Origin of the sequence: Petrimonas sp. (assembly GCF_963921705.1) — a bacterium.
GTDB lineage: Bacteria > Bacteroidota > Bacteroidia > Bacteroidales > Dysgonomonadaceae > Petrimonas > Petrimonas sulfuriphila.
This window is the reverse complement of record NZ_OY997410.1, coordinates 3,217,175-3,230,855: the sequence shown is the minus strand read 5'-3', so window position 1 is coordinate 3,230,855 and position 13,681 is coordinate 3,217,175. Positions and strand designations below refer to the sequence as shown.

Here is a 13,681-nt window from a genome sequence, read left to right as displayed (position 1 = left end):
ATAAAGTGAGAAGCATGAATTAATAACAGAATCTTTTCATCTATTAGTAAAAGATAATTTCACACAAAATTGCACATTCAAAAACAAAGATAAACCATGAAATCGAAAATTTATCTGATCGCATTTCTTGCAATACTTTTTTCATGTACAGGTGAGAATCAAAAAGGCGCTACCGTCGAAATTTCAGGCACCATGAAACAAAATGAAATTGCGGGAGAATCAACCTATGCCACAGCCGTAAATATTAAAGATATATTTCTACTGCTGCCCGATGATGCATTTCCGGAAGCAATAAGCGTAGCCAATCGAAAGTTGTTGCTTAACAGCATTGGCGAAGATAAAGCTTACGATATTTCATCAACTCCCATTGATGTATGCGATGTGAAGAACGGATATTTAAGCCTTACCGGAATGCAGTTTGGATGGGAAATGTGCTACTGGAATCTGAAAGACAGCCGCAAGTTGGTAGCTATAAATAATGGTACGGAATCGGGAAGTGAAATAAGGACATTTTTTTACCAAAACGGAAAACTTACCGAAGATCCCAATTACCGTTTGGGCGGAAATCAAAATTATAAGTTGACTGACTTTATTAATGTTTCGCAGCTATCGGCCGATACCCGAAAATTTGCAGAAAAGCAATTTGCCAAAGGTGACTATGCTATTTATTACAAACTACCCCAGACCGGAACATCTATAAAAGTAAGCATAGATGCTTATCAATTAATGGATTACGATGAAGCCCGTGAAATTCCTTATGAAGCAATCAAAGAAGTTACGCTAAAATGGAATAACGAAAAATGGGAAAGGTAGCATTCTACTTTAAAAACGTATTACAAATGAAAAAAACAATCTATTTCTTAGCAATCTTTGCCATACTATCCGCTTGTAGAGAGGGCAATCAGGAAAATGGCCACAATGAGCTGCAACCTGCTGATACAACTGTGGCAGAAGTCATTTTGGAGAAACCTGCAGATATTGCCTACACGCAATGCCCCTTAGCATATCTTATTGATGGCCAATTGTATTTCCACAGTTTTGACGATAACAAAAAAGTAAAATTCGTCGAAGAATCTGATACCATTTTTAATTTTACCTTCGATGCAGAAGGAAAAACATTGTATTACAGTGTAGAGCGTGATGGTTCGCTATGGCTCAAATCTGCTGTCATTAGCGATTCGAAAATTACACCACAATGGGTGGTTGATTGGAAACTGAAAAAAGACGACTGCATAACCGACACCTATGGCGAAATAAGCCCGCTTCTTTACCATAAAGGAGAACTGCTTATGGAGCACGGCTTTGTTTGGGACTACTACGATTTTAGGAAATTTGACATATACTCCATTGCCGGAAAAGAAAAAAAATCTCTGGACAAGGAATCTGACGGACGGGTTTTAGGAAAATTCATGACGGAACTTCCTCGTAATAAAGCAGATCAGTACTTCAAAACAACAAAACAACAACTCTATTATACGCGCAACAATGTAAAAGTGTGTTTGTCTGACAAACTGGATTTTAATGTGCTGAGAAATAAAGAGAGTGAAGATTATTGGGTTGAAACAGAGTTCATCTCATTTACGCTTTCACCGGATGAGACAAAAATTCTTTACGGTACAATCATTGAGATGGGCGATTTAGGACACGGTCCTTATTGTATAGCCAACAAAGATGGTAGTAATCAGATGATACTAGAACAAACGGATATCGGGAGCAATAAAAATCCTGTATGGCTCAAAAACAACAGTATAATATTCACAGATTATGAAAAAAATCTGTTTGTTGCAAACAACGATGAGCTTTCCATCCAAAAAATTGCAGAAAATGTTTCGCTTTATGGAGCGAGGTAATAAAAGAGCAATGGCAGGTGGAGAACTTCTCCGCAGTCAGCCTCAACTTTCGGCCTCAATCTAATAATTATCATTATTAAGATAAACAAAACAATTATGACAGCTACAGCAAAAAAATCATTCCTTTTCCGGATTTACGGAACACATGCACTCAAAGATGACCTTGGTACAATCCTTACAGGACACATTGAATACGGCAAAGTGTGTTTAAATGACCAGGTGGTGTATGCCGACAAAAGCCAGACCCCCGTTTTTGAATGCACAATTGCCGATATTGAACGATTGCCCATGACCAGGCTCACCGAAGCCTCTGCCGAAGAAATGGGACAAAGGAGTATAACCATGCAAATTTTCGGACATTTAAGTCATGAGTTTGAAACAGGCGGCTTTATTATGAAAATTAAATGAAAGCCCTTGCCCCACAAAGTCCATTAATTCAAGCCTCCAACTATTAAAATTTAACAACCATGAGCAAACTAACGTATTTTATCATTTCCCTTGTCCTACTTACAGTGTGCAACGGCAACCCCGGGAAAACAGATACGCAGCCAGGCAGCGTAAACTACGAAACTTACCACAACGATCGCTACGACTACACCGTTGAATATCCCGATTTCCTTATTCCGCAAGGTGAAGCGGATAGCGGAGACGGGCAAAAATTCATTTCGGAAGATCAAAAAATCCAACTGATCGTTTATTATGAGTTCAAAGATGATCCCACTAAAGATGGTGAACCTCCTTCGGTTGAAAAGGCCTACGCAGAGGATTTAGCTTTCATTACAGGAGTTCTCAGTAAAAAGCTCGAAGACAACCACTATATTATCAAATATAAGCTTGATAATATGTTGCACACTGATTATACCGTGTTTAATGATAGATATTTTACCATTCGCTTTGAATATCCCGAAGAAGAGAATGATAGGATGGAGGGCGTTATTGAACATGTAATCAATTCGTTCAGATTGGAAGTGCTTGATTACGATGCAAATGCGCAAAATGGCAATGCTTCATCCGGAGAACCAGAAGATAAGTTCCCCGCTTTTATCGAGGGCTTCCTGAACGATTGCTATTGGGGGAAAAACTTTAGCAGCCTGCTCAAGAACAATGACAAAACACTGGCTACATACATTGATTCGAAAATGGATGTAAGACGATACCACGCTCCAGGTACTGTCACAAAATTGGCGACCAGAGCTGAAAATTTTGGCTTTACTGAATATGACGACTATGATCTAAAGCCGATGCATGATGGAGAAATAATACTTGAATATATAAACGATGGCGGGTCTCCTGAAGACCTCATTTATACAAACAGCAATGTTGTCTATTATGTTGCGATAGAAAAGGTTCCTGAGCTGCTTGTTAATATGGAAACCTTTGAAACAAAACCGGTAAAATTAGCCTATCCAAATGCAGAAATCATGGCAGTTTATTTACCAGATAGATATCTTAATCCCCGCGGATTTTATTTCATCTATACACCCGATGGCTGGAAACTTGCTTTTGTGGATGATTCGTTTGGTGGGGCGTAAACTGAAAAAAGACGATTGCATAACCGACACCTATGGCGAAATAAGCCCGCTTCTTTACCATAAAGGAGAACTGCTTATGGAGCACGGCTTTGTTTGGGACTACTACGATTTTAGGAAATTTGACATATACTCCATTGCCGGAAAAGAAAAAAAATCTCTGGACAAGGAATCTGACGGACGGGTTTTAGGAAAATTCATGACGGAACTTCCTCGTAATAAAGCAGATCAGTACTTCAAAACAACAAAACAACAACTCTATTATACGCGCAACAATGTAAAAGTGTGTTTGTCTGACAAACTGGATTTTAATGTGCTGAGAAATAAAGAGAGTGAAGATTATTGGGTTGAAACAGAGTTCATCTCATTTACGCTTTCACCGGATGAGACAAAAATTCTTTACGGTACAATCATTGAGATGGGCGATTTAGGACACGGTCCTTATTGTATAGCCAACAAAGATGGTAGTAATCAGATGATACTAGAACAAACGGATATCGGGAGCAATAAAAATCCTGTATGGCTCAAAAACAACAGTATAATATTCACAGATTATGAAAAAAATCTGTTTGTTGCAAACAACGATGAGCTTTCCATCCAAAAAATTGCAGAAAATGTTTCGCTTTATGGAGCGAGGTAATAAAAGAGCAATGGCAGGTGGAGAACTTCTCCGCAGTCAGCCTCAACTTTCGGCCTCAATCTATTTATTATCATTGCAAAGGTAGTAAGACTATCTGCGGAAAGGGCTACCGAAGGTTTAGTTCAACAGCGGTTTGGCAAACGTTGTGCGTCATCCAATAAAAAAACCTTGCTAAAATGAAACACTGGACATGCTTACCTATTTTCACAATCATTGCCTGCACTAATCAGCAGCAGAAAGCTAATCGCCCTGATACTTTGGTTTCAGACCCAATAACAACTGAGACAGACAATTAATATGAACAAGAGATTTTAAATCTACATCCATCCTATGTTCATCTTCTTGACTTTTCCGATAGAGCAAAAGCGGAATGGACTCGAAGAGATAATTTATTAAATCAATTGAATTAGGCGCATTGCCAATACGCTTAAAAGCCTTATCTTATGTATATATTAATATAAAACCACCCCACTTTTCAATCTAAAAGTATACCACTTATTAACCTGAACGGATTTTATCTGTTCACCATAAATGATAAGTATGTATACAAAACAAGAAATCATCATTCGAAGTCACCGTGAAGGTCACAGTCAGCGTAAAATAGCTCGCGATCTTCACATCAGCCGCAAGACGGTCAAGAAATACCTCGATGAACATGCCTCATGTTTGCAATCAAGCACTTATAAAGAGAAGGCTCATTCGGGTAATCTGTTCCTGCAGCCGGTTTACCGGCTCTCCCGGGCTCGGTCAAAGCTGAAACTCACGCGCGAAGTGGAATCGGCTATCGATAATTTGCTTGCGGTGAACGAACAAAAAAAAGCCCAAGGTCTGGTCAAACAAATGCTCAAAAAGAAAGACATTTTGGAGCAACTCCACCTGCAGGGATTTGACATCGGTTACACCACGGTGTGTAATTATATTGCCGGCAAAGAAAATCGTCAAAAGCCAAAAGAAGCGTTTATCCGTCAGTCTTACAACCCGGGCGAGAGCTGCGAGTTTGACTGGGGGGAGATAAAACTGCTCATCGGGGGTAAATGGCGCAAGTTTCACCTTGCCGTTTTCACCGGCGCTTACAGTAACTATCGGCAAGCCTATATTTACCATGGGCAGGACACCTTGTCTTTCCAGGAATCTCACGTACGTTTCTTTGCCTCGGTGGGGGGAGTTTACCCCCGTATGGTTTACGACAACATGCGTGTGGCGGTGGCCCGTTTCGTGGGGCGTCATGAAAAAGAACCCACCCGTGCCTTGTTGGAGATGCGTGCGCATTACGGATTCACTCATCGTTTCTGCAACGCTTACCGGGGCAACGAGAAAGGGCACGTGGAGCGCAGCGTGGAGTACGTTCGCCGCAAAGCTTTCGCTCTGAAAGACGATTTTGAAACCCTGGAACAGGCCTCATCGCATCTGTCCCGGATTTTGAAAGATTTAAACGGTCGTAAACAGCAGGGTTACGGCAAGAGCGCTGAAGAACTGTTTGCCCAAGAGGTGCCGGTGTTGATGCCTCATCCCGCTTCGGAGCTTATATGCAGTGAACAAATTCAATTACGGGTGGATAAGTACGCCACCGTTTGTTACCGTACCAACCGCTACTCGGTGCCCGATAATTTAGTGGGAAAGTTCGTCGAAATGAAAGCCTCGAGCCGAAGCGTGGAGTTGTATCATGGAGAGGAACGCGTCGGCCTTCACGCGCGAAGTTACGGTAAACACGAATGGGTGGTGCACATCGCGCACTACCTGTCCACCTTTCAAAGGAAACCGGGCGCTTTAGCCGGCAGTGTGGCCTTGGCACAAAGTGGCTATCTAAAAAAACTATACCTGGATTTTTTCAGCCATCAGCCACGTGAATTTATCGGTCTGCTCTCCTTCTGCCATGAGCGTAAAATCAGTCAGCAGAGATTGGAGGAAACCGTCGCTCGGCTGTTGGATTGTCCCTGTGTATCCCTTAGCGTGGAGAAGCTGCGCGCCTTGTTGGGCAACACTATCGAGCAAGCCCCCAGCGTGCCCCAGGACACTATCTGCACTATGGCTCAAAGGCAACTTGCTTACATAACCGGATTAATGGCTTAAAACGACAACAAATGGAAACAACACATCAAGACATCGTAGTCTACAGCAAAGAGCTCAGGTTGCCCGTTTTCAGACGGGACTACAGAGAGCTGGCAGTGGAGGCGGCCGCCTCGGGACTCAATTATGAAGCCTACCTGCTCACGTTAATGCAGCGCGAATATGAACTGCGGCTTGAAAACCGTAAAAAAGCCCAGATACGAAACGCGGAGTTCCCCTCCAAAATGTATCTGAGCAATCTGAACCGCTCCCAACTGCCCGCGGGGGCACAGGAAAAACTGCCTGTATTGGAGCGGTTGGATTTTATAGGCGCCGCCCAAAACGTGATTCTCTCGGGCAATCCCGGAACGGGCAAAACGCACATCGCCATCGGCTTGGGGCTGAAAGCCTGCTTACAGGGTTACAAGGTGTTTTTTACCACCGTCCACCGGCTGCTTACCCAGTTGCGTGAATCGCACTCGGAACTATCGTTAAGAAAGATTGAGGCCAAGTTTGAGAAGTACGACCTGGTTATCTGCGACGAGTTCGGATATGTCTCTTTCGATAAAAAAGGAGCCGAACTGCTGTTCAACCACCTATCGCTCAGAACCGGAAGAAAGGCAACCATCATCACCACCAACCTGTCCTTTGACCGGTGGCAGGAAATCTTCGGTGACCCGGTACTCACGGCTGCCCTGGTAGACAGAATCACGCACAAAGCACACTTGGTAAATATGAACGGGGAGTCATACAGAATTAAAGAAACAAAAAAAATGATGAATATACAATGAAAGGAAAGAGAAACAAAATAAGAGCACCAACCTTTTGTTAGTATTGCTATTTTGGCGGTACCGCCAAAATAGCAATACTAACAAAACAAGTTTGCAAATTAATTTTAAATGGTATACTTTTGGATTGAAATACTGGTATACTTTTGGGGTGAAATAAACATCCACTAAAACAAACTCTTGAAACTCGCGGATAAATTGCTCGTTGAGCTGTCCGAAAGCAAGGTCGGAAGCGTTAAACTTCTTTTTGATAAACTCCGCCAAAGCTCGGCGAGTATAGGTGTAAGTTGGGAGTGTTCCTGCCGCACGGTCAATACCTATTCGGGCTTTTAGTTCGTCAGTAAGACGGTCAAATAGCCGGAGGAGTGTCATTTGGGTATCAACACTGCCCTGAAATTGGTTCTTAACATCTTCAGCTGTGAAAGCTTGTTTATGCTCTATCAGCGCATGGTAAGCCTCATTAACAGCAAGCAACAACCTATCCAGCTTGGCATTGGCGGTTACCGCCTCACGACTTTTGCCGTTCAAGCGGCTTTCTCGGGGATTCCAAAGCGAGGGAGTACAGGAGAGTTTGCAGCTGAACTGCACCATCGTCCGTCCGACAGTGATGCGACCCATGATGGGAGTTTTGCCCGACTTGTCGGGAGAGCTTTTTTTGAGGTAAAGCAGAACCTTGAATTTTTCTGTTTTCATAACACTTATAATTTTATGGACTTTGTCGTCAAATATCTGACGACAAAGTTACCGGTTATATAAGTGCTCTTTGATATGCAAAATGCTGTGAATTAAAACAAAAGAACCCGAATCAAGTTCGTTGTTTTGCTGTTAGTTACCTGTTTTGTTTCGGTAACAACCGAGGTAACGAATTGGTAACTGAAATACTGCTGTATTTTGCAATATTCTACTTTTTAGCAAAATGACAATTTGAAGCAAAATGATTCATCTTGAACGAATTACGTTTTATTTGCATCGTTTCGCGGATTACTGTTTCCTTGATTATTATTCATACCTTACGCCATACGTTTGCGACCACTACCACATTAAGTAAAGGTGTCCCTATCGGGACTGTGTCAAAAATGTTAGGTCATACAAATATTGAAAGGTCTTGAAGCGTTCCAATTTGGTTTGCATCGTCAAATCAATCAACATCGCTTCAAACGATTGGATATTATTGAATTGAGTGTAAAAATCAGCAACGAATTGTTGTTGAGAAAACTCAATCGAACGCCTGTTCGAAATTTCGGCAATTATCGTGTTGAATTGTGTGTATCGGGGAAGGATGTCGGCGATTTTGGTCATATTATAGGCTATTCAGAAAATCTTCTAATTCCCACGCAGATATATGTTCAATCCCTTCATTGGTGGGTATCTTGTAATCGTCCATACTTACTACATACTTATCGAAATTGTCATCAATGAGCTTTAAAGAACGGTATTCTCTTTCTATTGTGATTTCTTCTGTAAGGCTAAGAGTTACTTGTAAATAAAGCCTTTTATCGCCTTTTATTGCCACAAAATCGACTTCCGTATCTTTTATTGTTCCTACATAAACTTGGTAGCCTGCACGTCGTAAACTCAAATAAACTGCATTTTCCAAAAGATATCCAACTCCGTATCCGTACCCGGCGTAAAGATAGTTTCGATAAGCCAAATCGTTCAGATAATACTTGCTGTTGCCCGAAATCGTGTCTTTGCCTTTTATGTTGTAGCGTTCGGCACGATGAACGAGAAATGAATTTTCCAAATAATTGGCGTAAGATGAAAGCGTTTCGTAGTTTGTTTTACGCTTTTTCGATGCAAAAAAGTTAATGATGTTGGTTATCGAAATCAAATTGGATGCAGTATTGACTAAATAAACAAACAAATCGTCTAACAACTTTACATCCTTGATATTATAGCGTGCCACAATGTCGCGCAACATCACCGTATCTTTTATGGACGACACGTAATTCTGCTTCATTTCATCGTTGGGCAAGTTGAAAAGTTCGGGCAAGGCACCGCTTTGGAGGAATTTTCTGTAATTTCCACTATTGATTTCCAATCCTGAAATTCCACAAAATTCGGGAAAACTAAACGGGAAAATCTCAAATTCTACGTATCGACCCGACAAAAGCGTTGCCAATTCACCGGATAAAAGATTAGAGTTTGAACCGCTGATAAATAGTTCGCTCGGCTCTGCAAAATCTTGTGAATGTGAGTTTACAAACCGTTCCCACTCATCGATATACTGTATTTCGTCAATAAAAACATACACTTTTCCGCTGGGTTTTAAAGCTTCTCGATAGGTTTTGTAAAGCTGTTCCAACTCAACAGCGGTTCGCAAAGTCGCCAGTTCCATATATTCTTTGTTGATGTAAAGAATATTTTGGCTCTTTACACCTTCGGAAATCAATTTGGATGCGATTTGGCGTAAGATGTAACTTTTACCTGCACGACGCTGACCGACAAGTACTTTTACCAATTTATTGCCAAGATATTGACCAATTTTGTCCGTGTAGAATGTACGAGAATATCCCAAATCTATCGGGTTATTATCCCAAAAATTGTACTTTCGAATGGAACTAATTATTTCAATCATAATTGAATATTTTTCGCAAATATAATTATTTTCAAATACACTTGAAAATATTCTTGGTTTTTATTCGAATAATTATGCTGTAACTGATTGAATTTGCTCATCGCATTGGCTTCTATATCGTCGGCAATGTCGATATAAGGTTTCATTGCTTTGTAATCGCTGTGTCCTGTCCATTTCATAACCACATTTGCCGGAATGCCAAGTGAAAGGGCGTTGCAGATGAAAGTGCGACGAGCGGCATGCTTAAAAGAGCATATTTTGGCGTAACCACATCAATGCGCTCATTTCCATTATAGTAGGTTTCAGGCGCAGGCTCATTTATTTCTGCGAATTCCGCCAATTCTTTCAAGTAGGTATTCATACGTTGGTTGCTGATAACAGGCAGTACTTTTCGTTCTTGAAATGCGATGTTTTTGTATTTTTCGAGAATGGTTTTGCTGTGATTGTTCAACTCAATAATTAGACTATCGGCTGTTTTAACGGTAGTAACTTCAATGTGGCCTTCTTTTATGTCACTTCGGTGAAGATTGAAAACATCAGAATATCTTAATCCGGTAAAGCAACAAAATAAAAACCCATCACGGACACGCTACAAGTATTGTTTTTGTTCCGGTATTTGGAATTCCCTAAATTTTGTCAGTTCATCCCAAGTAAGAGAAATTACTTTTTTGAGTGAGTTTTTTAGTTTTGGTTTAGAACTATCATAGGCAGAAAGAGCCTCCGATGGAAGGTCTGGACAAAACCAGATAATAACAAGATGAAGGCCTGCAAGTCATTGATTTATATGACTATGTGTCTTTTATGTCCGATTAAAAGAACACTAAAAAGACCCCAAAAGATACAATTTCGTGCCTAAATCGTTACCGACTACCGATTCCGTTTTGGACAAAACGATAACAATTTGTCCAAATTTCACCGTTTTCTTCCAGTTAATTATAAAATAAGTTACTTTGCAAATAGTAATGAATTGCCGGCATGGAAGTGCCTGAATTAATTTCTGACCACAGCTTGTTACTTCGAATATCCAGCAACCATTATCCTCCAGCATTTGCCATTTTATATAAACGGCTATGTATCGCTATAACGAGAACGGCACGTTGCAAAATACACAAGTGTTCTTGCTACTACTTTCTCTGTCATTGGATATTCATTTGGTGAAATTTCCTTCAACTTTATTCCATAATTATTTAATATAGAGATATAAGCAACTGTGTATGTACTTGTCAGGAAGCGAGAGGTTCCTTGTTATAAGAATGGGAAAAAACTATACTTTTTTAAAGATAAATTGCTTGTTTGGATAGAGAAAGGGAGAAAGAGAACTAAACTTGAAATTCAAGAGGAAGCAGATACTTGGCTCAATAGTAGAAAAAACATCTATGAGAAAGCACAAAATAATAAAAGAAAATGAATTTCACTTTAGCAGAAGAGCATAGCTCAAAAGTGGATAAATAAGGTGCTTTAAAGTTTTGTATAAATCGTTGCCGATTCTAGGTTTTAATGATTAAATTGTTGATATCTATCGGAACAAGAGGTTGGTTTATAACTCTCCCTTTCTGCACGACTTAAATCACCTTACTTTTCTGCAAGTAATCAGGCTGATCGGCATAAATGAATAGGAGGGAGCCTCCCTTGATGGCGTCGATGATAGGCTTTGTCAGCTCTCTGGGAAGTGCGGGACATCCGAAGCTGCGTCCCAGTCGCCCGGAAGAGTGAATTACTGTCTCACTACAGTAGTCGGCTCCGTGAATCACAATGGCCCGTGATCGGGCCATATCGTTGATCCCTTTTTCCAAACCGTCAAGCAGAAGTGAGTAACCATTTCCTCCTTCATAGGTGCTGCCTGTACGATAAAATCCCAAAGAGCTTTGGTATGATCCGTTTCGGTTTGAAAACTTAGTGGCGTAGTTCTCTCCACTGTTCCGTCCGTGTGAAACATAGGAGACAAATAACACCTCTTTGTACTCAAGATCCAGAACATACATTCTTTTTTCAGTGGAAGGAAGACTGAAATCAATTACCGTAAGGATTGAATTATTATTATTTAACTTTTTATAACCCGTGAAAGCTGCTTCAAAGGCATTAAATTGAATCAATCCGTTGAGGTTCATCTCTTCATAGAGAAGCTCACAATCCCGATCGAAGAGTTTAGGTTTTACTATATCCCCATGCGAGGAATCCCCACCAATAGGGAAAGAGAGGTTCCAGAAGAGGACCAAAAACAGAGTAATAGTGAATGTACGCATAGATAAATTCAGAAAGTGATTTTCAAATATACCTTTTTTCTGAATATTTCCATCAGTCAATTACCAATACGACAGATTCTTTAACAGTTGCCCGTTCGAAAACGAGTTTCGCATGTGAGGATGCGTTTCTTACGCACATGTGCGATCGGGGTGTGGTGCCCAATGATGCACTGTATTCAATAATATTCTTTCTGGGTAGCTGTACCGGTACTCCATGGATGTATGCCCCATTGGTGAAGCGGGACGCATAAGGGGCGTAACCAGCAATTTGGGAGCTGCCATCTTGCTGGTAATACATTTTTTCCTTCTTTTGCTGAATAGCAAAGAGACCTGTGGGTGTTTCCTGGGCATAGGGAGGTTTGTGTACACCGGTGGTGGCGGGGTTCTTGCTAAGGATATTCCACGTGTTGCCTTGCTTTTCGAGAAGAGCAACATGCTGGTTGGTGACGTCAACTACTACCACCTTGGTAAAGCGGATGGTGTTGCCCCAGGGTTTCAGGTAACGGTTGGGCACGAGGTACTCTCCCTCAAAGGATACACCCTGCACACGTACTAACTCTGTGGTATCGCTATCGGGAATTTTTACGAGCCATCCATCTCTGCCGTAGCGTAGCATCTTGTCGGTTTGCGTTACGTCATAAAGCGGCACCGATTGGTATCGCTCCACGCCATACTCGTCGGACACGCGTTTATATTCGTTGCGTACAAAGCCTTCTATGGTGGGAGCTTCGCCATTCATATTTTTATAGTTACTGAATACTCCCCAGTTGCCGCCATTTTCCATTGCATTTTCAAGGTGTGCAATCTTCTCTTTTACTTTCTCCCATTGAAAGCGACGTACAGTGTCCTTATATGGATACTCATCTTCCAGTGTATATTGATCGTATTCGAGGTTTTCTGTCAACTGTATATCGGCGGCTGTCCATTCTTTTTTTACTTCCGTTATGGGGATTGTGTCGATGTCTTCTGTAGTGACTTCGGGTGTGAGGTTGTCGCTGCTGTCCCCGGGCTTACAGCCTGTTTGAATTACCAATGTGAGGAATAAAAGAAGGAGAATATGAATAGGTTGAATATTTTTGAACTCCATGGGTTTATTCTGTTATATGTGTGGTTTTTTTCAATTTGAATTGTTTTATGTAACTGATTACTTCATGTAACAACCAAACTGTACAAAATGATCATTCATTTAATAACTATTTCATAATTTGTTTGGTAGCTCAGAGCTTTTCTCGCTTGCCCAGAAGGTCGGGTAGTCGCTCTGTAGTAGAACCAGTAGAATAAAGCATTCGCATTTCCTTGCGCTAAATTAAATATAATTAATTGATGTTATGAAAGTTATTTATTACAAAAATAATTATATCTTTAAACCTAAGATATATGCAGAGAATATAGGTCAAAAGTGGACAAATAAGGTGCTGTAAAATTGTGCCTAATTCGTTGCCGACTGTAGGTTTTAAAAATTAAATCATTGATAATGATAAAGGAAAGGAGAAGGTTCATAATCCCTCTCTCCGCAATAAATGAGATATGAATAAGTCCAATTAGCTTGTAATTAGCGGTTGGACTTGCATATTGGTTGAAAAAGCGAATCATTTTTAAGTGATAAAGAGGCTGTTTCACGGTTTTCATTTTCATGAACGAAAAATTGCCTAGTTGCTTAAAAATTAGAGATTTTAAGACTATTTGAAATGGTGCAGAAGTAATGTTAAATTTTACAGTCCAACGACAATGTACTACTTCCACCTCATCCAGGTGAAATAATTCCGCAAAAATAATCCGCCTTCACCAGACCACTTCCGACACCATCACATGCATCGATCATCTTGTGTAGCGTGAATTCTTTACAGTTGTTACCCGAAGGAGGAGGCTGCTTTCGGTACCCTGAAAAACAAAAAATTGCAAACGGTTCTTCTACAGGGGTAAAGACAGGGCAGAAGTGAAGTATGTATTGTTCTCGATTGCACATAACCTGCTAAAGTGGCATTATAAGGTTTATCAGGGGCTATT

The 13,681-nt window shown here is 40.7% G+C and carries 10 protein-coding genes and 4 pseudogenes; 9 read left to right on the top strand and 5 right to left on the bottom strand.

The features are described from left to right. The first annotated feature begins 96 nt into the window (after window positions 1-96). From AACM02_RS13565 to istB, 7 genes are all read left to right on the top strand, one after another. Window positions 97-813, top strand: coding sequence for a hypothetical protein (locus tag AACM02_RS13565; protein WP_339117261.1), 717 nt, complete (start codon window positions 97-99; stop codon window positions 811-813). Between the two features lie 26 nt (window positions 814-839). Further along, entirely contained in the window at window positions 840-1,850 is a 1,011-nt protein-coding gene (locus AACM02_RS13560; RefSeq protein ID WP_339117260.1) for a hypothetical protein, read from the top strand. A 96-nt stretch (window positions 1,851-1,946) separates the two neighbouring features. Then, the gene (locus tag AACM02_RS13555) at window positions 1,947-2,258 is read left to right on the top strand and encodes a hypothetical protein (RefSeq protein ID WP_339117259.1); all 312 of its coding nucleotides are present in this window, start codon (window positions 1,947-1,949) and stop codon (window positions 2,256-2,258) included. Window positions 2,259-2,317: 59 nt separating this feature from the next. Next, a complete protein-coding gene (locus tag AACM02_RS13550) occupies window positions 2,318-3,382 on the top strand; it encodes a hypothetical protein (RefSeq protein ID WP_339117258.1) in 1,065 nt (354 codons plus the stop codon). Then, window positions 3,336-4,019: a hypothetical protein gene (locus AACM02_RS13545; protein WP_339117257.1), complete on the top strand. Its 684-nt coding sequence runs from the start codon at window positions 3,336-3,338 to the stop codon at window positions 4,017-4,019. The genes AACM02_RS13550 and AACM02_RS13545 overlap by 47 nt, the downstream gene beginning before the upstream one ends. A gap of 531 nt (window positions 4,020-4,550) precedes the next feature. Further along, window positions 4,551-6,089 carry an IS21 family transposase gene (gene istA / locus AACM02_RS13540; RefSeq protein ID WP_339117256.1) on the top strand — a complete coding sequence of 513 codons (1,539 nt, stop codon included), beginning with the start codon at window positions 4,551-4,553 and terminating at the stop codon, window positions 6,087-6,089. A gap of 11 nt (window positions 6,090-6,100) precedes the next feature. Next, window positions 6,101-6,856, top strand: coding sequence for an IS21-like element helper ATPase IstB (gene istB / locus AACM02_RS13535; protein WP_339117255.1), 756 nt, complete (start codon window positions 6,101-6,103; stop codon window positions 6,854-6,856). Between the two features lie 165 nt (window positions 6,857-7,021). Here istB and AACM02_RS13530 read toward each other — a convergent pair. Then, window positions 7,022-7,546, bottom strand: a pseudogene (locus tag AACM02_RS13530) (Arm DNA-binding domain-containing protein); the annotation flags it as partial. Between the two features lie 320 nt (window positions 7,547-7,866). On the opposite strand from AACM02_RS13530, the pseudogene AACM02_RS13525 reads away from it, so the two are divergent. Beyond that, a pseudogene (locus AACM02_RS13525) lies at window positions 7,867-7,959 on the top strand (recombinase); the annotation flags it as partial. 194 nt (window positions 7,960-8,153) lie between these two features. Here AACM02_RS13525 and AACM02_RS13520 read toward each other — a convergent pair. After that, window positions 8,154-9,431: an ATP-binding protein gene (locus AACM02_RS13520; RefSeq protein ID WP_286854159.1), complete on the bottom strand. Its 1,278-nt coding sequence runs from the start codon at window positions 9,429-9,431 to the stop codon at window positions 8,154-8,156. An 80-nt stretch (window positions 9,432-9,511) separates the two neighbouring features. Beyond that, window positions 9,512-10,143, bottom strand: a pseudogene (locus tag AACM02_RS13515) (site-specific integrase); the annotation flags it as partial. 495 nt (window positions 10,144-10,638) lie between these two features. On the opposite strand from AACM02_RS13515, the pseudogene AACM02_RS13510 reads away from it, so the two are divergent. Next, window positions 10,639-10,839 (top strand): annotated as a pseudogene (locus AACM02_RS13510) (hypothetical protein); the annotation flags it as partial. Window positions 10,840-10,993: 154 nt separating this feature from the next. On the opposite strand, the gene AACM02_RS13505 reads toward AACM02_RS13510, so the two are convergent. Together AACM02_RS13505 and AACM02_RS13500 are read right to left on the bottom strand one after the other, a co-directional pair. Beyond that, a complete protein-coding gene (locus AACM02_RS13505; protein WP_286854176.1) occupies window positions 10,994-11,539 on the bottom strand; it encodes a murein L,D-transpeptidase catalytic domain family protein in 546 nt (181 codons plus the stop codon). A gap of 187 nt (window positions 11,540-11,726) precedes the next feature. Further along, window positions 11,727-12,761, bottom strand: coding sequence for a L,D-transpeptidase (locus AACM02_RS13500; RefSeq protein ID WP_286854162.1), 1,035 nt, complete (start codon window positions 12,759-12,761; stop codon window positions 11,727-11,729). Window positions 12,762-13,681 lie beyond the last annotated feature (920 nt).

Coding starts and splice junctions, on each gene's coding strand:
- AACM02_RS13520 (WP_286854159.1), bottom strand. CDS start 9,431: ATGATTGAAATAATTAGTTCCATTCGAAAGTACAATTTTTGGGATAAT.
- AACM02_RS13555 (WP_339117259.1), top strand. CDS start 1,947: ATGACAGCTACAGCAAAAAAATCATTCCTTTTCCGGATTTACGGAACA.
- AACM02_RS13550 (WP_339117258.1), top strand. CDS start 2,318: ATGAGCAAACTAACGTATTTTATCATTTCCCTTGTCCTACTTACAGTG.
- AACM02_RS13545 (WP_339117257.1), top strand. CDS start 3,336: ATGGCTGGAAACTTGCTTTTGTGGATGATTCGTTTGGTGGGGCGTAAA.
- AACM02_RS13565 (WP_339117261.1), top strand. CDS start 97: ATGAAATCGAAAATTTATCTGATCGCATTTCTTGCAATACTTTTTTCA.
- AACM02_RS13560 (WP_339117260.1), top strand. CDS start 840: ATGAAAAAAACAATCTATTTCTTAGCAATCTTTGCCATACTATCCGCT.
- AACM02_RS13500 (WP_286854162.1), bottom strand. CDS start 12,761: ATGGAGTTCAAAAATATTCAACCTATTCATATTCTCCTTCTTTTATTC.
- istA (WP_339117256.1), top strand. CDS start 4,551: ATGATAAGTATGTATACAAAACAAGAAATCATCATTCGAAGTCACCGT.
- istB (WP_339117255.1), top strand. CDS start 6,101: ATGGAAACAACACATCAAGACATCGTAGTCTACAGCAAAGAGCTCAGG.
- AACM02_RS13505 (WP_286854176.1), bottom strand. CDS start 11,539: ATGAACCTCAACGGATTGATTCAATTTAATGCCTTTGAAGCAGCTTTC.